The organism is Bacillus sp. EB106-02-03-XG38 (assembly GCF_058792175.1).
The window spans coordinates 166,921-187,978 of record NZ_JBYTED010000008.1 but is presented as its reverse complement, the minus strand read 5'-3'; the positions used below and the strand labels follow the sequence as shown (position 1 = coordinate 187,978).

Annotated in this window: 16 protein-coding genes and 2 pseudogenes; 17 read left to right on the top strand and 1 reads right to left on the bottom strand. The window is 34.6% G+C overall.

Annotated features, from left to right (window positions below):
• The first annotated feature begins 65 nt into the window (after positions 1–65).
• The 7 genes and pseudogenes from colA (at position 66) to AC3WTI_RS26015 (ending at position 10,010) form a co-directional block, all read left to right on the top strand.
• On the top strand, positions 66–2,963 hold the full coding sequence (gene colA, locus AC3WTI_RS26045) for a collagenase ColA (RefSeq protein WP_097840615.1): 2,898 nt from the start codon (positions 66–68) through the stop codon (positions 2,961–2,963).
• 247 nt (positions 2,964–3,210) lie between these two features.
• Positions 3,211–3,759: an NfeD family protein gene (locus AC3WTI_RS26040; protein WP_088316175.1), complete on the top strand. Its 549-nt coding sequence runs from the start codon at positions 3,211–3,213 to the stop codon at positions 3,757–3,759.
• Positions 3,760–3,771: 12 nt separating this feature from the next.
• Complete coding sequence (floT, locus tag AC3WTI_RS26035) at positions 3,772–5,346, top strand: flotillin lipid rafts scaffold protein FloT (RefSeq protein ID WP_087955485.1); 1,575 nt, start codon at positions 3,772–3,774, stop codon at positions 5,344–5,346.
• Between the two features lie 233 nt (positions 5,347–5,579).
• A pseudogene (locus AC3WTI_RS26030) lies at positions 5,580–6,614 on the top strand (HAMP domain-containing protein); the annotation flags it as partial.
• On the top strand, positions 6,609–7,556 hold the full coding sequence (locus tag AC3WTI_RS26025) for a methyl-accepting chemotaxis protein (protein ID WP_370452652.1): 948 nt from the start codon (positions 6,609–6,611) through the stop codon (positions 7,554–7,556). The pseudogene AC3WTI_RS26030 and the gene AC3WTI_RS26025, both read left to right, overlap by 6 nt.
• Positions 7,557–7,707: 151 nt before the next feature.
• Entirely contained in the window at positions 7,708–9,318 is a 1,611-nt protein-coding gene (locus AC3WTI_RS26020; RefSeq protein WP_087955483.1) for an ATP-binding protein, read from the top strand.
• Positions 9,318–10,010 carry a response regulator gene (locus tag AC3WTI_RS26015; RefSeq protein WP_087955482.1) on the top strand — a complete coding sequence of 231 codons (693 nt, stop codon included), beginning with the start codon at positions 9,318–9,320 and terminating at the stop codon, positions 10,008–10,010. Before AC3WTI_RS26020 ends, AC3WTI_RS26015 begins: the two co-directional genes overlap by 1 nt.
• Positions 10,011–10,056: 46 nt before the next feature.
• On the opposite strand, the gene AC3WTI_RS26010 is transcribed toward AC3WTI_RS26015, so the two are convergent.
• Positions 10,057–11,361 (bottom strand): CitMHS family transporter, encoded by a 1,305-nt coding sequence (locus AC3WTI_RS26010; protein ID WP_097840614.1) that lies wholly within the window; start codon positions 11,359–11,361, stop codon positions 10,057–10,059.
• Positions 11,362–11,614: 253 nt separating this feature from the next.
• On the opposite strand from AC3WTI_RS26010, the gene AC3WTI_RS26005 reads away from it, so the two are divergent.
• The 10 genes and pseudogenes from AC3WTI_RS26005 (at position 11,615) to AC3WTI_RS25960 (ending at position 21,026) form a co-directional block, all read left to right on the top strand.
• Complete coding sequence (locus tag AC3WTI_RS26005) at positions 11,615–11,869, top strand: hypothetical protein (RefSeq protein WP_087955480.1); 255 nt, start codon at positions 11,615–11,617, stop codon at positions 11,867–11,869.
• A 131-nt stretch (positions 11,870–12,000) separates the two neighbouring features.
• Positions 12,001–12,504 (top strand): nitrous oxide reductase accessory protein NosL, encoded by a 504-nt coding sequence (locus tag AC3WTI_RS26000; RefSeq protein ID WP_087955479.1) that lies wholly within the window; start codon positions 12,001–12,003, stop codon positions 12,502–12,504.
• Between the two features lie 291 nt (positions 12,505–12,795).
• Positions 12,796–13,632 (top strand): ankyrin repeat domain-containing protein, encoded by an 837-nt coding sequence (locus tag AC3WTI_RS25995; protein WP_142305805.1) that lies wholly within the window; start codon positions 12,796–12,798, stop codon positions 13,630–13,632.
• Between the two features lie 602 nt (positions 13,633–14,234).
• Positions 14,235–14,939 (top strand): metallophosphoesterase family protein, encoded by a 705-nt coding sequence (locus tag AC3WTI_RS25990; RefSeq protein WP_087955478.1) that lies wholly within the window; start codon positions 14,235–14,237, stop codon positions 14,937–14,939.
• Positions 14,940–15,089: 150 nt separating this feature from the next.
• Positions 15,090–15,761, top strand: a complete 672-nt coding sequence (locus AC3WTI_RS25985) for a response regulator transcription factor (RefSeq protein WP_087955477.1) — start codon at positions 15,090–15,092, stop codon at positions 15,759–15,761.
• 11 nt (positions 15,762–15,772) lie between these two features.
• Positions 15,773–17,008: a sensor histidine kinase gene (locus AC3WTI_RS25980; RefSeq protein WP_142305804.1), complete on the top strand. Its 1,236-nt coding sequence runs from the start codon at positions 15,773–15,775 to the stop codon at positions 17,006–17,008.
• A 206-nt stretch (positions 17,009–17,214) separates the two neighbouring features.
• Positions 17,215–18,036 (top strand): transporter, encoded by an 822-nt coding sequence (locus AC3WTI_RS25975; RefSeq protein WP_087955475.1) that lies wholly within the window; start codon positions 17,215–17,217, stop codon positions 18,034–18,036.
• A 43-nt stretch (positions 18,037–18,079) separates the two neighbouring features.
• The gene (locus tag AC3WTI_RS25970) at positions 18,080–18,796 is read left to right on the top strand and encodes a C39 family peptidase (RefSeq protein WP_253621473.1); all 717 of its coding nucleotides are present in this window, start codon (positions 18,080–18,082) and stop codon (positions 18,794–18,796) included.
• Positions 18,797–19,043: 247 nt separating this feature from the next.
• A pseudogene (locus AC3WTI_RS25965) lies at positions 19,044–20,087 on the top strand (HAMP domain-containing protein); the annotation flags it as partial.
• Positions 20,079–21,026: a methyl-accepting chemotaxis protein gene (locus AC3WTI_RS25960; RefSeq protein WP_441296275.1), complete on the top strand. Its 948-nt coding sequence runs from the start codon at positions 20,079–20,081 to the stop codon at positions 21,024–21,026. The pseudogene AC3WTI_RS25965 and the gene AC3WTI_RS25960, both read left to right, overlap by 9 nt.
• Positions 21,027–21,058 lie beyond the last annotated feature (32 nt).

Here is a 21,058-nt window from a genome sequence, read left to right as displayed (position 1 = left end):
TATATTGTTACATATAGATTTTATGTTAAATTCGTGAATGGAATATTTGAATAGGGGGCAAGGATATGAACAAGAAATCAACAATGAATAAAGTAATGCTTAGCATTAGTACAATGGCTCTATCACTGGGGGCAATTCAAACTCATGTATCAGCAGAAGAAAAGGTGCCATATAATGTATTGCATTCGAAACCGGTTGGAATTGAAAAGTCAGTAGATGAGATTGGGCACGTTTCTAAAGCAGAGGAGACATTATCGTTTCAAGAACGGTTAAAAGTAGGAGACTTTTCACAGCGACCAGCATCTATTATGAAAAGCACCGAAGTAAAGCAAATGAAAGAAAGTTATTCAATGGCTGATTTAAATAAAATGAGTGATCAAGAATTAGTTGAAACACTAGGAAGTATTAAGTGGAATCAAATTACAGACTTATTCCAGTTTAATGAAGATGCAAAGGCTTTTTATAAAGACAAAGGAAAAATGCAAGTGGTTATAGATGAATTGGCTCATCGAGGTAGTACATTTACGAAAGATGATTCAAAAGGAATTCAAACGTTTACGGAAGTGTTACGTTCAGCTTTTTATCTTGCATTTTACAATAATGAATTAAGCGATTTGAATGAGAGAAGCTTCCAGGATAAATGTTTGCCTGCTTTAAAAGCAATCGCAACAAATCCAAACTTTAAGCTCGGTACATATGAGCAAGATTCAGTCGTATCTGCATACGGTAAATTAATCAGCAATGCTTCAAGTGATGTAGAAACAGTTCAATACGCAGCTAATATTTTAAAACAATACAATGATAATCTTCGTACGTATGTAGACGATCGTATGAAAGGACAAGCTGTATACGATCTTATGCAAGGTATTGATTATGATATGCAATCGTACTTAATTGAGGCTCGTAAAGAAGCGAATGAAACGATGTGGTATGGAAAAGTAGATGGGTTTATTAATGAAATAAATCGTATCGCTCTTTTAAATGAAGTAACACCAGAAAATAAATGGCTCGTTAATAATGGAATTTATTTCGCTAGCCGTTTAGGGAAGTTTCATAGTAATCCAAGTAAAGGGTTAGAAGTTGTTACACAAGCAATGCATATGTACCCACGTTTAAGTGAGCCATATTTTGTTGCAGTAGAACAAATTACAACAAATTATAATGGGAAAGATTATAGCGGCAATGCAGTAGATTTAGAGAAAATACGTAAAGAAGGAAAAGAGCAGTACTTACCAAAAACATACACATTCGATGATGGATCTATCGTGTTTAAAACAGGGGATAAAGTATCAGAAGAAAAAATTAAGAGACTATACTGGGCTGCGAAGGAAGTAAAAGCGCAGTATCATCGTGTAATTGGAAATGACAAAGCGTTAGAGCCAGGCAATGCAGATGATATATTAACGATAGTGATTTATAACAGTCCAGAGGAGTATCAGTTAAATAGACAACTGTATGGATATGAAACAAACAACGGTGGAATTTATATTGAAGAAACAGGAACATTCTTTACATATGAGCGTACGCCAGAACAAAGCATTTATAGTTTAGAAGAATTATTCCGTCATGAGTTTACTCATTATCTTCAAGGCAGATTTGAAGTGCCAGGTTTATTTGGAAGAGGAGATATGTATCAAAATGAGAGATTAACTTGGTTCCAAGAAGGGAATGCTGAATTTTTTGCAGGTTCTACTCGTACAAATAATGTGGTACCGAGAAAGAGCATCATTAGTGGATTATCATCTGATCCTGCAAGCCGTTATACAGCAGAGCGCACATTATTTGCTAAATATGGTTCTTGGGATTTCTATAATTACTCGTTCGCATTGCAATCTTATTTATATACACATCAATTTGAAACATTTGATAAAATTCAAGATTTAATTCGTGCAAATGACGTGAAAAATTATGATGTTTATCGTAAGAATTTAAGTAAAGATTCTAAGCTAAATAAAGAGTATCAAGAGTATATGCAGCAGCTAATCGATAATCAAGATAAATATAATGTACCGGAAGTAGCAGATGATTATTTAGCTGAACATGCACCAAAATCGTTAACAGCAGTAGAGAAAGAAATTAGTGATACGTTGCCAATGAAAGAGGCAAAAATGACAAAACATAGCTCCCAATTCTTTAATACATTTACATTAGAAGGCACATTTACAGGTAGTGAAACAAAAGGTGAATCAGAAGACTGGAACGAAATGAGTAAACGAGTAAATGAAGCACTAGAACAACTGGCGAAAAAAGAATGGAGTGGCTACAAAACGGTTACAGCATACTTCGTCAATTACCGTGTGAATAGCTCAAATCAATTTGAATATGATGTAGTCTTCCACGGTATCGCAAAAGATAACGGAGAAAATAAATCTCCAACGGTTCATATAAATGGTCCTTATAATGGACTTGTAAAAGAAGGCATTCCATTTAAAAGTGATGGCTCAAAAGATGAAGATGGAACAATCGTTTCTTATTTATGGGACTTTGGAGATGGAAGCACAAGTGCAGAGGCTAATCCAGTGCATGCATATGAAAGAGAAGGAATTTACAAAGTTGCGTTACTAGTAAAAGATGATAAAGGGGAAGAGAGCAGAAGCGAAACAACTGTTACGATTAAAGACGGAAGTTTAACAGAATCAGAACCAAATAATCGTCCGGAAGAAGCGAATTATATTGGGCTAAACACTACTATAAAAGGTAGCCTTATCGGCGGAGATCACACCGATGTTTATACATTTAATGTAGCATCAGCGAAAGATATTGATATTTCCGTTTTAAATGAGTATGGAATCGGGATGACATGGGTGCTTCACCATGAATCAGATATGCAAAATTATGCTGCTTACGGTCAAGCGAATGGAAATCATATAGAGGCAAAAATGAATGCAAAACCAGGTAAGTATTATTTGTATGTATATAAATATGATAATGGCGATGGAACGTACGAATTATCAGTAAAATAAGTGCTTTTCCAATGTATGTTTAACTTTACTTTTTGTGGAAAATAGTATATTATATAGATATATAATATATCGGTTATTTACTAGGAGGAGCCTGTCACAATAGGCTTCTCCTGTTCTTTTTTAGGGGGCCTGTCTTACAGGCTTTTCTTTAAAAGGTAAATAACTGAAAATTAAGAACAATAATCTTTGGAAGAGGTGGGGCATACACATAACAAAAAAGGGATTGTTTAAGAGAGGGGGATAAGAAATGGTTTTGTTTGGTTATCCACTTGAGACAATTTATTTATATGGATTTATTATTGCTACTATACTCACTGTGATTTATATCTTTTTTGGAGATATATTTGAATCCATATTTAGTTTTGGAGGCGGATCGGTATCCGTTGTTACTTTATTACTTAGTTTCTTCGCCATGTTATGTGGACTTAGTTATATAGGAGAATATTTATTTTCCTTTAATAGCATTCTTATTTTCGGGGCTGCATGTGCTATATCTTTTATTGGTGTATTCATAATGAAAATACTAATTTTAAAGCCGATTGCAGAAGCAGAACAAAATACTGTGCAACGTATGGATGAATTCATTGGTTGCAAGGGAGAGGTCATTACGACAATTCCTACAGAAGGATTTGGAGAAGTATTAATCTCCTCTCAATTTGGAAGTAATGCAATTCCAGCTAAAACAATTGGGAGAAAAGATATTTCACAAGGAACTGAAGTTATTATCGAGGGAGTCCAAGATGGTGTTTTGCTTGTACAAAACATCGCTTATTCTTTAAAAAAACCAAAATTATAAGGGGGAATTCACATGACAATTCCATTAATTATTGGTGGAGTTTTACTCGCAATTTTAATTCTACTCATTTTAGTATTCATTACGAAGTATCGAACAGTTGGCCCAGATGAAGCGTTAATTGTTACAGGGAACTGGCTTGGTGGCGGGAAAAATGTAGTTACCACTGATGATGGAAAGAAGATTAAGATTATTCGCGGTGGCGGTACTTTCGTAGTTCCAATTATGCAAAGAGCCGAGCCTTTAAGTCTATTAAACTACAAATTAGAAGTTGGTACACGTGATACGTATACGAAGCAAGGTGTTCCGATTACAGTAAACGGTGTTTCTATTATTAAAGTAGGTTCTACCATTGAAGAAGTATCTACAGCAGCTGAACAATATTTAGGAAAAGAAACAGAAGAGTTAAAGATAGAAGCAAAAGAAGTTTTAGAAGGTCATTTACGTGCGATTTTATCTTCTATGACAGTAGAAGATGCGTATAGTAATAGAGAGCAATTTGCTCAAAAGGTGCATGAAGTAGCTTCTACAGATTTAAAGAAGATGGGTCTTCGCATCGTTTCCTTTACAATTAAAGAAATTATGGATAAGAACGGTTACTTAGATGCACTTGGTCAGCCGCAAATTGCGACAGTTAAGCGTGATGCAACTATTGCGAATGCAGAGCGTGAAAAAGAAGCTCGTATTGAGAAAGCTCGTGCTGAGAAAGAAGCGAAAGAAGCTGAATATCAACGTGATGCCCAAATCGCTGAAGCTGAAAAACATAAAGAGTTAAAAGTACAATCTTATAAGAGAGAGCAAGAACAAGCTCGAGCAGACGCGGATCTTTCTTACGAATTACAACAAGCGAAAGCACAACAAGGTGTTACAGAAGAGCAAATGCGCGTTAAAATCATTGAGCGTGAGAAACAAATTGAATTAGAAGAAAAAGAGATTGCGCGTCGTGAGAAGCAATACGATGCAGAAGTAAAGAAAAAAGCAGATGCAGATCGCTATGCTGTTGAGCAATCAGCGGAAGCAGAAAAAGTAAAACAAATTAAAAAGGCAGATGCGGATCAATATAAGATTGAAGCAGAAGCGAGAGCTCGTGCAGAAGAAGTACGTGTAGAAGGTTTAGCGAAGGCGGAAATCGAAAAAGCGCAAGGTCAAGCAAAAGCAGAAGTACAAAAAGCACAAGGTACAGCGGAAGCAGATGTTATTAGATTAAAAGGTTTAGCAGAAGCAGAAGCGAAACAAAAAATTGCAGAGGCATTTGAATTATATGGCCAAGCGGCAATTATGGATATGGTTCTTAAAATGCTTCCAAGTTATGCGAAGGAACTTGCAAGTCCACTTAGCAATATTGATAAAATTACAGTTGTCGATACAGGTGGCGGTGGTAAAAATAGCGGCGCCGGAAAAGTTGCAGGTTATGCGACTGATTTAATGGCAACGATGCAAGAAACATTAAAAGCTTCTTCTGGCATTGACTTAAAAGAGTTATTAGAAGGATTTGCTGGAAAAGGAGCAGTACAACAATTGTCCAACGATAAACCAGTTGTATCTGTAGTAGAAGATGAGAAAAAAGAAGTAGCAAAAGATAAAGAATAGCAAAGTGGGAGGAACCTCTAGTAAGTGAGATACTAGAGGTTCTTCTGTGAATTATAATATTTCGAATAATATACATTTTTATATATTGTTTTAATTATATAAATTATATAGAATGAAAAAGGTATGTATGAACTCTTTAGTAGAAAAGAGTTCATACATTTTAATCGTATAATTTATATAAAGAAATTAAATGTAAGGAAATTACATTTAAAACGGTATGGAGGGGTAGAAATATGTTTCAAGGGAAATTAAGGAGAAGTAGTTTAAAAACAAAGTTACTGGTATCATTTGTTATCATTTTAATTCTTCCAAGTATTGTAATTGGTTGGACGTCTTATCAGCAAGCGAAGACAAATTTTAATGAAACGATTTCACAATCAGCGCAAGATAACGTAAAGATTTTAAACAATGTTATTAACAAAGAGATAGATGGTAAAAAGGTAGACGCAGTGTATTTTACAAAGTTATTTAACGGAGGAAGTTATGGAACTGATCAACTCCAAAATGTACAAAGTAAATTAGAAGAATATAATAAATTACATCCAGAAATAGAAGCGATTTATACTGGCTCTAGTACTGGACAATTTATTCAATCACCGTCTATTCAAATGCCAGACGGTTATAATCCGGCAGAAAGAGATTGGTATAAAGAAGCAGCGAAAAAAAGTGGAGAAGTAGTTATCACAGCCCCATATAAGTCAAGTACAACAGGGAATATTGTTATTACAATAGCAAAACAAAATGAAGATAAAAGTGGTGTTCTCGGTATTGATTTAATTATTAATGATATTGTAAATACTTCAAAAATGGTCAATATCGGCAAACAAGGATATGTAGCAATCTTCGACCAAACTAAAAATGTAATAGCGCACCCAACGCTGAAGCCAGGTAGCAAAATAGAAGAAAAGTTAGAGAAAGAATTATACAAACAAGAAACAGGTGATTTTAAATTCAAACTCGATGGTGATGATCGCAATGTTACCTTTATAACAAATAAGCAGACTGGATGGAAAATAGCAGGAATTATGCCTTCAAAAGAAATTATTGAAGCAGCTGAACCTATTTTCTATAAAACGATAACTGTTATTGGTATTTCATTAATAATTGGCGGGATTTTAATTTACTTCATAATTGCTTCTATTATTAATCCATTAAAACAACTTGTTATATCATCGAAAAAGATTAGTGAAGGTGATTTAACAGAATCCATTGCAGTTCATTCTAAAGATGAAATTGGACAGCTAGGAGAAAGTTTTAACGAGATGGCAACATCGTTGCAGAAGGTCATTTCCAATATAAACACTTCAGCAGGCCATGTAGCGGCATCTTCAGAAGAATTAACAGCGAGTATGAAACAGACAAGTGAAGCGACGGAACAAATTACACAGGCAATCGAGCAAGTGTCTAGTGGAGCTGAAATACAAACGAAAGAAGTCGAAGAAGGCGCAACATTATTAGAAGAAGTTACAGAAGGAATTCAGCGTGTTGCAGATAGTTCTTCATTAGTATCCACAGCATCTATGTATACGAAGAAAAAGGCCGAAGATGGTGGGAAGTTAGTTGATCAAACTGTGAATCAAATGCAATTAATCCATGAGTCTGTTTCACAATCAGATAAAGTGATTGTTTTATTAGATGATAAATCGAAACAAATTGGAGCAATCCTTGAGGTGATTCAACATATTGCAGAGCAGACAAATTTATTAGCATTAAATGCTGCAATTGAGGCTGCAAGAGCTGGAGAGCAAGGAAGAGGATTTGCAATTGTGGCAGATGAAGTGCGAAAGTTAGCAGAACAATCAGGACAGTCTTCTACGGAAATTGGAAAACTAGTAAAAGAGATACAATTTGACATAAAAGAAACAGTAAGCTCTATGAAGCAAGTTGGGACAGAAGTACAATCAGGACTTGTAGTTGCAAATGAAACGAAGCAAAGCTTTGCTGAAATATTGAAATCTACAGATGATACAGTTGTACAAATTGATAGTATGGTAGAAGTAGCGAAACAAATGACAGTAGATGCAAAACAAGTTAGTGCATCTATTAATGAAATTGCAGCTACTATTGAAGAAAATGCAGCAAGTGTTCAAAATATTGCTGGTTCTTCAGAAGAACAATTAGCTTCAGTAGATGAAATCAATGCAGCAGCAGTTCATTTATCGCAAATGGCAGAAGAATTACAAGAGATGATTGGTAAGTTTAAAGTGTAAGAACGAATGTTAAGAAACGAGGTAATAATTTTACTTCGTTTCTTTTTTTATGAAGAGAAAAAAAGAAATATAGAGTAACCGTGTTATGATTTAAGTATAATTGAAAAAGACTGTATATTCTTTAAATTCTACTTTTAATCATGTTAGGGGAATGGTTTTGAAATTGAAAAAATTAAAACTACAACCGAGAATTACTTTAACAATTAGTACACTCATCCTAGTTGTACTTCTGTTAACAAGCTATTTATTTTATTACATATTGTCTGAAACGGTAGAAGAGCAAATTGGGAAGCGGGCTTTGCATGTTGCGAAAACAGTTGCAGCTATACCTGAAATAACGGAAGCTTTTCAAAAAGAAGACCCAGCTTCTATCATTCAGCCAATTGCAGAGAAGATTCGAAATGATACAGATGCTGACTTTATTGTAGTTGGAAATAAAGAGGGGATTCGATATGCACATCCTAAGCGAGATAAAATAGGAGAAGCAATGGTTGGTGGAGATAATAAAGGAGTTCTGCTGGAAGGGAAATCTTATGTTTCGAAAGCAACTGGATCATTAGGACCTTCATTACGAGGGAAAGTTCCAATCCGAAATCAGGAGAATGAAATTATTGGCGTGGTGTCTGTTGGATTTTCGATGGATGATATTCATGGAGCGGTAGAAGTGTATGGAGGACGTGTATTTTGGATTACAATAATAGGTCTTTTAATCGGGACAATTGGTTCTATATATTTAGCGGGAAGTATAAAAAGAATGATGTTTGGGATGGAGCCAGAGGAAATTTCATCTTTATATGAAGAGCATAGTATAGTGATTCAATCTGTACGTGAAGGGATTATTGTTATTGATCAAAATGGCATGATTAGTTTAGTCAATCAAGCAGCTTATGATATTCTTTCGCTAGATAAACAACGAAATATTATTGGAGAATTTATTTTAAATGTAATTCCTAATTCAACGATACTAGATGTACTTCAAACTGGTGAAGAACAGTTTGATCGTCAATTAAATATAAAAGGGCAGGCTGTGATTGCGAACCGTCTACCTATTAAAGTGAAAAATAAAGTAACTGGCGTTGTATCGAGCTTACGTTTGAAATCCGAAATGGATCAGTTAACAGCAGAGTTATCTCAGACGAAGCAATATACAGAGGCGTTGCGAGCGCAAACACATGAATATAACAATTTGTTGTATACGCTTTCGGGTCTTATCCAGTTAGAATCATATGAAGATGCTTTAGAGCTTATTCATAAAGAAACAGCGGTATATCAAGATTTTGTTCAATTTATTATGAAGCGAATTCAAAATCCATGGTTAGGTGGAATTTTAATTGGATTCTATAGTAGAGCGCGAGAGTTAAAGATTGATTTTATGCTAGATCGAGAAAGTAGCTTAGATAAATTAAGCCCGCACATTGAGAGTAATTATGTCGTTTCTATTTTAGGAAATTTAATTACGAATGCATTTGAAGCAATTGAAAGAAATGAAGAGAATGATAAGAAGATAAGGATGTTTGTAACTGATATCGGAGAAGAAATAGTAATTGAAGTGGAAGATTCAGGACAAGGAATTCATGATGAAGTCATTACTAGCATATTCTATAAAGGCTTCTCGACGAAAGAAGGCGGGAAACGAGGCTATGGATTAGCAAAAGTGAAAGAGTTAGTGGAAGATTTAAATGGAAGTATCGCAATAGAAAAAGGGGATTTAGGTGGTGCATTATTTATTATTGCATTACCAAAAAAGAGAGGCGAATTGTAATGGGTGAGGAGATTGAAGTATTGATTGTAGAAGATGATATTCGAATTGCGGACATTCATCGGCGTTTTGCTGAAAAGGTTGAGGGATTTAAAGTAATTGGAACAGCAACGACTGGAGAACAAGCGAAAGAATGGCTCGATCTTGTGAAGCCACAACTCGTTTTATTAGACGTGTACTTACCTGATATGCAAGGAACGGAACTTGTCACGTATATTAGGCGTAATTTACATGATACAGATATTATTATGATTACAGCTGCATCAGAAACAGATGTAGTGAGGCACGCTTTACGAGGCGGAGTAACAGATTATATCGTAAAGCCACTTATGTTTGATCGTTTTAAAGCAAGTTTGGAAAATTATCAAAAAAAGCTTGTGCAGTTAAAGAAAAATAATCAATTATCTATAGAACAAATTGAACATCTATGGTCTCAAAGAGGCGTGAAGGGAAATGAAATAGAATATGCCCCGAAAGGAATAGACCCTTTAACTTTAGCAAAAATAAAAAAGCATATGTTAACAGTGAATGAAGAAGGAATTACAGCAGAAATGTTAAGTGCGATGGTAGGAGTAAGTAGGTCGACAGCGAGGCGTTATTTAGAGTATTTAATATCAGGAAAGAAAGTACATGCGGAACTTACATATGGGAGTGTTGGGAGACCAGAAAGAAGGTATTTTCTTGTTTCTTCATAATAAAAAAACAGTAGAGGATATGTGTCCGCTACTGTTTTTTTTTATCTTATATTGGAATAATACCAATTACAATTCCAGTAATCAACATCACCATTGTCGTTCCAACTGCCCAAAGTAACGTGAAGCGTTGATGTTCACCAAAATCAACTTTGGCCATTCCGACTAATAAATAAGTGGATGCGACAAGAGGACTTAATAAGTGAACAGGTTGCCCAAGTAATGAAGCGCGTCCCATTTCAGCTGCACTAATTCCATAAGCAGCAGCAGCTTTCGTTAAAATGGGTAATACTCCGAAGTAAAATGCATCATTGGACATGAAAAATGTGAACGGCATACTAAGAAGTGCTGTAATAATTGGTAGTTGTGGTCCAAGGGCATCCGGTATAAGAGTGACTACACTTTGAGCCATTGCATCTACCATTTTTGTTCCGGATAAAATACCAGTGAAAATTCCAGCGGCAAATACGAGAGAAACAACCGCTAATACGTTTCCTGCGTGAGAAGCAATACGTTCTTTCTGTTGTTCTAAGTTCGGATAGTTAAGCATAACAGCAATTGCGAAGGCAATTGTAAATAAAACAGGTAACGGCATAACTTCTAGTATGAGACAGACAAGTAAGGTAGCCGTTAATAAAAAGTTAATCCATAGCAGTTTAGGGCGTTTATGAACAGCAGTTTCAATTGTAGCAGCTTGCTCATCCATCGTTTGCATTTGTTTTAAATATTGTACATCCATAATACCTAAACGCTTTCTTTCTTTTTTGCCAAGGTAGTAAGCAACGAAAACGACCCAAATGGCACCAGCAATCATTCCTGGTATAAGTGGTGTAAAGAGCTCTGATGCGTCTAGTCCAAGAGCACTCATAACCCGAGCTGTCGGTCCACCCCACGGTGTAAGATTTGTCACGCCTGCTCCTAACATAACAACCCCAGCTAATATAAGCGGATTCATTCCAAGACGTTTATATAGTGGATACATTGCGGAAACAGTAATCATATATGTTGTTGTTCCATCCCCATCTAACGAAACGATAATTGTAAGAATCGCTGTACCAACAACAATTTTTAAAGGATCTCCTTTTACAAATTTCAAAATCCGACTAATGACAGGATCAAATAAACCACTATCAATCATAATTCCAAAATACAAAATAGCAAACATAAGCATAATACCAGTAGGTGCTAGCTTTTGGATGCCTTCTAACATCATGGGTCCCATATTTGCATAAAAACCACCAATTAATGCGAAAGTAATTGGAATTAATATTAACGCGACTAGTGCAGACATACGTTTCGTCATAATTAAAAACATAAAGACAAATACCATTGCAAATCCAAGTAGTGCTAACATGTAATCTCCCCCTCAAAAATGATTGCGCTTTCAAAATGTAATGAAAATTCAGAAAAAACTTTTTTTGTTTATCATAAAACCATCCATCCAAATGGTAAATAATTTGAAAAATAACATCATTAGAAGCATAATTTTTATTTTGGTCATTTTGTTCACGGGAGTTAATTTGAATTTTTAAAAAGTAAGCTGCTCTCCATAAGAATGGTAGAATAAGATGAAAATATTCAAGTGTGACATAGGGAGTAGAGTTTATATGAAAACGAGAATGGAAGAGATTTATAGTTCTTATGAAGGAACAGTAGAAGAAATTTTTGTTAATAAATCTTCTTACGTATATGAGTGGGAAAAATTAATGATGATCCGAAAAAATAACGGTGAACTTGAAAAAGTTGCGGTCGGTATCAGTGGAAATATAAGACTAGTAAATGTAGTTGCTGGGCAGCAAATTAATACAGAAACGTTATTAGTTACGTTAGAAGACGATTTATTAATTACAGGTTGTGAATGATGAGAGATGTGTAGAAATGACTACACATCTTTTTTGTTCCATATATTACAAAAGATACATCGTTTTTTCACAAATCTCACACAAGTTTTTGATATGCTCCTTGTAGAAAGTACGGTTAGGGAGGAAATGAAATGAGAACAAAGTATGCAATGCTTGCTATATGCTTATTCTTTGTCTTTACAATAGTAGGATGTGGTAAGAAACGAGCAGAGGCTGTGGCAATTGATGAGAAACATGATAAGTGTGATATTTGCCAAATTGGGGTAATGGATAATCAATTTGCAACAGAAGTCATTTTAGAAAATGGAAAAGCGTTAAAGTTTGATGATATCGGTTGTATGTATAAATGGATGGAGATTAATCCAGGTGAAGAGACGAAAGAAAAATTTGTTCGAGATTATGATTCGAAAGAGTGGGTTTCGTTAGAAGAAGCTACTTATGTATATGATAAAACAATTACAACACCAATGGCTTACAATGTCATTTCATTCAAAAACAAAAAAGATGCAAAGAATTTTGTATCTAACTACAAGGGGAAAGTACTTTCGTATAAAGAGCTAGCAGAGCATAAATGGGAAATGAATAAAGAAATGATGGGGAATCCGAACAAGGGAAATCATGGTGGTCATCATTAATACTAAAAAAGACAACTATATAGTTGTCTTTTTTAGTATTACTCAAGTGCAAATATAGAAAAGGTGTAAAATTTTTAGAAGAACGGTTACAATGGAATATAGTAACCTAAAGCAATCATGTATGTACTTTTTAGAAATGTATACAAATGCGGTAAAATCGTGCTAAACTAATTGCTTCGCTAATATAGGTTGAGAAATATAGGTATAAGTTTAGATAATCCGATTAAAGAAGGAATATAAAGGGCTTACGGATAAATGTAATCAAGAAGAGTTATTGTATGTGATGGAGGAATGGTTAAGAAAACATTATCTTTCATAGGAGCTGTAGTTGTGAGAAAACAAAAAATTTTATTATGTATGTTATTAGGACTTTTAATGACGGTAGTGGCTTGCGATAAGCAAGAGGAGCCAGAATCGAAACCGGTTCATGTGAAAAATGAAAAGAAAAAAGAAAAGCATAAAGAACAGGAAGAATCTAAAGAAGAAAAAAGTATAAATTTAATGGACAAACAGTTGCTACTTTCTGCGACTCTTGGAGACACAGAAACAGCTATGAAGCTGATTCAAGATGGAGCCAATATAAATGTAGAAGGTGACAACGGAGAAACGCCTATCCTTGCAGCAACGTATCAAAATCACGTAGAGACAGTTAAAGCGTTAATTGGTGCAGGTGCTAATATTGAAAGTAAAGATGAGAAACAAAGTAATCCATTTCTTTATGCAAGTAGAGAAGGATATACAGACATTGTAAAGCTACTAATTAATGCAGGGGTTAATACGAAAAAAATTACTAAATCAGGTGGAACAGCACTCATTTCTGCATCTGAACGTGGCCATGTAGAGGTCGTAAAAGAATTGTTAGAGCATACAGATATTGATGTGAATTATAGAAATGCTCGTGGTGGAACAGCTTTAGTAGAAGCAATCGTATTAGGAAATGGTAGTGAAAATCATAAGAAGGTAATTCAAATGCTTATTGACCACGGGGCAGATGTAAATATGGCCAATAAGGAAAATATTACGCCATTGCAATATGCTGAAAAAAGAGGTTTTAAAGATATTGCAAATATGTTGAGGGTAGCTGGAGCGAATGAAGTAATGCAGCCACAACCACAACCGGTGGAATAACAAAACAAAGAAATAAAAAGTACGAAATAATCTCATTTAGATAGACAGAATGAAGAAGTCATTTAGAATGATGGATTCAGTAATGTGTATTTGAATGGGATTTTTGTTTTGAAAAAATTGTTTGAGGAGAGGTATAGAAACATAGTAAAAGGAATAATAAAGTGCGTAAATGCAACATGGCAATAAGAAAAAGCCGTATCCGAAAAAGGATACGGCTTTTTTCAAAGAGATAAGGGATCAAAAAAATGAAGAAGTCTTATCTCTTTTATATGAGTAAAGGGTCTAGAGTGAATCTTGTCCTTTTCATTATTTGTTTAACTCCATTGCAACTTGTTTCCCATTTACGAAAACCTCTGCCACTGCTACTACAACTTCCATCACTTTTTTCATGTCTCATCTCTCCTTGTTTTTTGTTTCATTTCTTACTTTTAGTATAAGGAAATATAGCAATTGCAACTATCGAATTGGATGACAGGAGACTTACATTGTTGTAAGGAGAATTGTTTAGTTTGTAATAAATGTGATTTGAAATTACAATTCAGAACTTTCTGTTGTTTTGAACTATAATTAGAAAGAGAGTGTCTGAGAAAGAAGGGGATAATATGAAAAGATTTCTTGTTATTAGTGATATTCATGGAGAAATAGAAAAGTTCGAACAGTTATTGGAAGAAGCTCAATACGATGCAAGACAGGATCAATTGATTTTATTAGGGGATTATGTAGATCGTGGTCCAAATGCGTGTGCAGTAATTGAAAAGGTAAAAGGATTAAAAGAAGAGGGAGCCCTCGTTCTAAAGGGCAATCACGAAGATATGATGATTAAAGCGTTAACGACAGATGAGGAACGTTCATGGAACCATTGGGTAAAAAGGAATGGTGGAGATAAGACTTTATACAGCTATGGGTTTGTAGAAAAAGATATTGTGGTCAACGAAGAAGCCTTCCAAAAACCAATGTTACAATCTCATGTTTTAGAGGAACATGTAAAATTTATTCAAGAATTAGATCATTACGTTGAGACAGAAGAGTATATATTTGTACATGCTGGTGTTGAGCCACTGAAGCGAGTTTCGGAATGTGAACCATATACGTTAATGTGGATTCGCAATGAGTTTCATAATGGATACAGTGGCGAAAAGGTTGTTGTATTTGGCCATACGGAAACAAAAACACTTCATGGTAGTGAGAATTGCAGCGTGTATTTTGGTAGTAATCGTATTATAGGGATTGATGGCGGTGCTGTATATGGTGGCCAGCTAAATTGTTTAGAATTGCCGAGTAAAAAGGTATATGTAGTAAAAAATTGAAAGAGATAAGAGGAATCTTATCTCTTTCAATTTTTGATTAAGCTAAATTTAAGGAAGAGTTTTTATAATAAATCTTCCCAATTTTATATCGAAAAAAACGTTAAAATGTAATTATAAATAGAATTGAACAATATGGTGGAAGGTGAAAATATGCGCTTACTCGTAGTAGAAGATAATGCTTCTTTATTAGAGTCCATTGTCCAAATATTATGCGATGAATTTGAAGTAGATACAGCATTGAATGGAGAAGATGGATTATTTCTAGCGTTACAAAATATATATGATGCTATTTTGCTTGATGTGATGATGCCAGAAATGGACGGGTTTGAAGTAATTCAAAAAATACGTGATGAAAAGATTGAAACACCTGTCTTATTTTTGACAGCGAGAGATTCTTTAGAAGATCGCGTGAAAGGCTTGGACTTTGGTGGGGATGATTATATCGTTAAGCCATTTCAGGCTCCAGAGTTAAAAGCGAGAATTCGTGCTTTATTACGACGAAGCGGTAGTTTAACAACAAAGCAGACTATTCGCTATAAAGGGATTGAACTGTTCGGAAAAGATAAAGATGTTCAAGTAGATGGACAAAGTATGAAGCTAACATTAAAACAATATGAGCTACTAGAGTATCTTATTCAAAATAGCGGAAAGATTTTAATGCGTGAACAAATTTTTGATCGTGTCTGGGGATTTGATTCAGATACGACAGTAGCAATTGTAGAAGTATATGTACATCATTTACGTAAAAAATTAGAGCCATTCGGTTATCAGAAAGATATTCAAACCGTTCGAGGTATTGGATATATATTAAAAGAACAATGAAAAAGGGAAGTATGTTTCAGAAGACGCGCATTCGATTGACTATATTGAATTCATTAGTATTTATCATTTTGATAGGTGTATTAGGTAGTATTATTTATTCGTACACATATAAGCGTATTTATAGTGGAGTAAATGAATCAATAGAAAAAGCCGTTCAGCATAGAGAGAATGCAGATGATAAAAAACCACCTAAAAAAATGAGGGGATATCCGCCAATTGGGGATCCAAGGATAATGGAGTTAACTTGGAGTGGGAACGCAGTGGAGATAGGTGTTGAAAACGGTAAACGACGTTTGATTTTTGAATGGAATTTGGAAAAGTTTTCGCCAAAAAAATTAGGAACTTTGCAAGATATAGAAGTGCAAGGACTATATTTTAGGACGTTTGCATTTCAACAAAGTGGAAAAATAGTTCAAATCGTACGCGATATAACAGCTGAAAAAGACATGTTAAATACTTTATTTTTAATTCTTGTTATAGGTTGTAGCGTAGGAAGCCTATTTGCAATAGGCTTCGGCTTTTTCTTAGCCGGTAGGGCGCTCGTACCCATTCAAAATTCATGGGAAAAACAGCAGCAATTTGTGTCGGATGCATCGCATGAATTAAGGACACCACTTGCGGTTATTCAATCCAAAACAGATATATTATTTCAATCACCATCTGCGACAATAGAAGAAAAAGCGATGGATATTTCTACGATTTCAAAGGAGTGTAGACGATTGTCTAAGCTTGTAGCTAATTTATTATTGTTAGCACGTTCGGATTCTAATCAAATTGAGATGGATAAGAAAATATTTGAAATGGATACATTGTTAGAAGAAATAGTAGATCCATATAAGGAGATTGCTTCCTATCAAGAAAAAGAGATGATATTGAAAGTAGAGCATGATATATCATTTATGGGTGATAGAGAGAGAATTCATCAAATGATGGTCATATTGTTAGACAATGCGATGAAGTATACGAATGAAGGTGATCATATTCAAATCGATTGTATGCAAACGAACAGTTCGATTCGTATACGAGTGAAAGATGATGGGATAGGAGTGAAAGATGAGGATATCCCAAAACTATTTAATCGTTTTTATCAAGGAGATAAAGCGAGAAGTGTGTCAGAAGGAGCGGGATTAGGCCTTTCAATTGCGAATTGGATTGTAGAAAAGCATTATGGGAAAATATCAGTAGAGAGCAAATGGGGAGAGGGCACTTGTTTTGAAGTGATTCTTCCTAAAAACCAAAGAATATAAGTGAGAAGACGATCTTGTTTTTACAAGGTCGTCTTTTTTTAAGGGAAAGTTAAGAAACTATTTATAACATGTATGATATACAGAAAGTTCGCCGTATGAAGAAGCGATTATAAAAAGGTATTTGAGTAGATTATATCGATCATAACGTTATTTCGATTATGTATAGGGAATGATGGAAAAGAAAGTGTAAGAGGGAGGAATTAATTTTGAAAAAGAAAATGATGACGGTATTCACTATTGGAGTAATGAGTTTAAGTATATTAGGGGGTGCCTCTCCTTCTGAAACATCAAAAGGAAAGACAGATTACAAGCAGCGCAGCAAAGAACAATTAAATAATGGGAAGATACATGCGGTACATACCGAAGAAAAGGCGGAGAATCTAGGGATTGAAACGGAAGGGAAAGAACAAATCACGCTAGAAAAAGAAATCCATGAGACGGAAGTAGGAAGGGAAGCAGAACAGTTAGGAATTTCGATTGAAGGAAAAGACGTTGGAACTCTTTCAGAAGAAATCTATGAAACAAAAATAAAGCAAGAAGCGTTAAAGCTAGGCATATCTATAGAGAATACAACGATTGTAAATTTAATTAATCAAATTAATACGATTAAAATTAACGATGAAGCGGATAAATTGGGCATTTTGACAAATGGAAAAGAAATAGAGGACATTGAGGAAGAAATCTATGGAACGAAAGTAAGAGAGGAAGCAGGGAAGTTAGGTATTTCCCAAAAAGGAAAAGAGATAGAAACGTTAGCACAAGAAGTGTATGAACAAAAAGTACAGGAAGAAGCAAAAAAATATCATATTGATTTGTATGGTAAAGATATATATCAAGTATTAAAAGAAATTAATGAGCAAAAAGTATTACAAATGGCAGATGAGCTTAATATGGATAAAACGAATATGAACGTTCAAGAATTAGCCGAAAAAATAAAAAAAGATCAACCTGAAAAAGGAAAAGAACTAAATTTTGTACCGGTGATTCGCACGGATGCTGACGCGTTTTATTCTTATTTAACGAACTAAAAAGGGCGTGAGAGTGATACGGAGATGGAAGTGGTATATATGTATGGTATTACTAGCTATAGTAGCGTGGAATGTATATACAAATGGAATTACAAAGTATGTGGAGAAGTTAACATTCTTCCATATACGAAGCGGAAAAGAAGCGGGGTTTAGTAATAATGATGAAAAGGTCATCTTATCAAATGTACCTTTGATTCAGCAATTACCAGAGCTAGATAGAGGCTGCGAAGTGACGAGCTTAGCGATGATGTTACAATACGCAGGTATTACAGTGGATAAGATGAAATTAGCAAACGAAATAAAGAAAGTTGATTTTATGAACGATGGTGTACGTGGGAATCCGAATGAAGGATTTGTAGGAAATATTTATACCTTTTCTGAATCAGGATATGGTGTATATCATGGACCACTTTTTCAATTAGCGAAAAAGTATTTACCTAACAAAGCTGTGGACTTAACAGGGAAGAGTATAGAAGAGCTTTATAAGAGTGTAAAATTAGAGCAACCGGTAGTCATGATTACAAATGCAACATTCGCGCCGTTAGATGAAGATGAATTTACTACATGGGAAACAAATAGTGGAGATGTTTCTATTACGTATAATGAACATTGTGTAGTGCTTATTGGATATGATAAGGAATTTGTATATATTCGAGATCCTCTTAATGAAAGTTTAGATGTAAAAGTACCGAGAGAAAGTTTTGAAAAGGCATGGATGCAAATGGGGAGTCAGGCGATTAGTTATGTGAAAAGCAATTAGTAAGGAAAGGGATGTAAGGAATTGTAAGAGGAGTTTTTGTGGGGGCTTTTTGTTACGAAATAAGAGAACTTCAGCATATATAATAAGCTGAAGTTCTCTTATTTTTTATGCTTAAATCTTTAGAAGTAGTGAATATGTAAAAATGCATAATTGACAAAAAAATTACATGTTATCATTATATATTGTTTTATATATGTTATTTGTATAAAATTACACAAGTACTCACATTACATAAAGGAGGCTTATTATGCGAAAAATATTTAACTGGGTTAAATGTATGAGTATCAAGAAAAAATTAATCATTTCATTTTTTCTAATTTTAACTATACCAGGACTTATTATCGGTGGTGTTTCATATCAAACTGCCAAAACAAATTTTGAACAACAAATCACAGGTAAAGCAAAGGAAAACATTTCGATTTTAAATACTGTTATTTCTCAAAATATAGAAGAGAAATTTGTTGATGCAGCATACTTTGCAGACATCTTAACAGAGGATACATATCCAAACGGACAAGAAGAAATAGTAAGAACAAAGTTAGCGCAATATATAAAACTTCATCCAGAAGTAGAAGGTATTTATATTGGAACGCAGACAGGAAAGTTTATAAGAGAACCATTTATCAAAATGGATGATGGGTATAATCCAACAGATAGATCTTGGTATAAAGAAGCACATGAAAATAAAGGGAAAGTAATTGTTACTGCACCATATCAATCAGCATCTACAAAAAATATGGTAGTGACAATTGCAAAAGAAGTAAAAGATGGTAAAGGTGTTATAGGAATTAACTTAAATCTAGATAACATCTTGAAAATTTCCAAAATGATTAACATTGGTGAAAAAGGTTATGCAGTTATTTTAGATCAAAATAAGCAAATTGTTAGTCATCCATCTAGAAAACCAGGTGCAAAAGTTACTGACCCTTGGATTAAACCGATTTATGAAGAAAAACAAGGAAATGTCTCTTATACAGAACAAGATGATAAAAAGAATTTAATCTTTGCAACAAATGAGAAAACGGGCTGGAAAGTAGTTGGAGTTATGTTTGATGAAGAAATTACCCAAGCTGCGAATCCAGTATTTTATAAGACTTTTATTGTTATTGCTATCGCTATTGTATTTGGTAGTGTATTAATTTATTTCATTACAAAATCTATTACAAGACCATTAAGAAAAATAGCTGACTCGGCACATAAAATTAGTAAGGGAGATTTAACAGAGAAAATTACAATCCATTCCAAGGATGACATAGGGAAATTAGGGAATTCCTTTAATGAAATGTCTGCCTCTTTACAAGATGTGATTACTCAAATTAGTTTTTCAGCAGAACATGTCGCTGCATCGGCTGAAGAGTTAACAGCGAGCGTACAGCAAGCAAATGATGCGACAGATCAAATTACAATTGCAATGGAACAAGTATCAGGTGGGGCTGAATCACAAAGTCAAGGTGTTGAAGAAGGTGCGGCTACATTACAACAAGTAAATACAGCAATTCAAGATGTAACTGGAAGTGCAGAATCAATTTCTATCTCCTCATTGCATGCGAGAGAAAGAGCTGAAGAAGGGGAGGAATTGGTTGAACAAACAGCAAAACAAATGCAGTCTATTTCTAGGTCGGTATCCGAGTCAGATGCCATTATTAAACTTCTTGATGAGAAATCTAAGCAGGTAGGGGCTATTTCTGAAGCAATTCAAAATATCGCTACTCAAACGAACCTTTTAGCTTTAAATGCGGCTATTGAAGCAGCAAGAGCAGGTGAGCAGGGCCGAGGGTTCGCTATTGTAGCAGATGAAGTTAGAAAATTAGCGGAGCAGTCCGGAGAATCATCTGGAGAGATTGCAAATTTAATTGCAGAAATTAAGGCTGATATTGAACATACTGTTAAGGCGATGGATAATGTGAATGGGGAAGTCCAACAAGGCCTTGATGTTGTAACAAAAACGAAAGTAAGTTTTAAGGAAATTTTAAGTTCTACTACACATATTGTTTCTCAAGTGAATCAAATGGTAGAAACAACGAAGAGAATTGCTGGAGATGCAAATGAAGTGACAAATGCTATTGATGAAATTGCAGCGGCTGCAGAAGAGAATACAGCTAGTATACAAAGTGTTGCTGCTTCAACAGAAGAACAAATGAATTCAATGGAAGAAATTGGTTCAGCTTCACAAAATTTAGCTGAGATGGCCGAAGAACTACAAGCGATGACTAGTAAATTTAAAGTATAATAACAGCAGATAAGTAAGGTGAAAATAATATC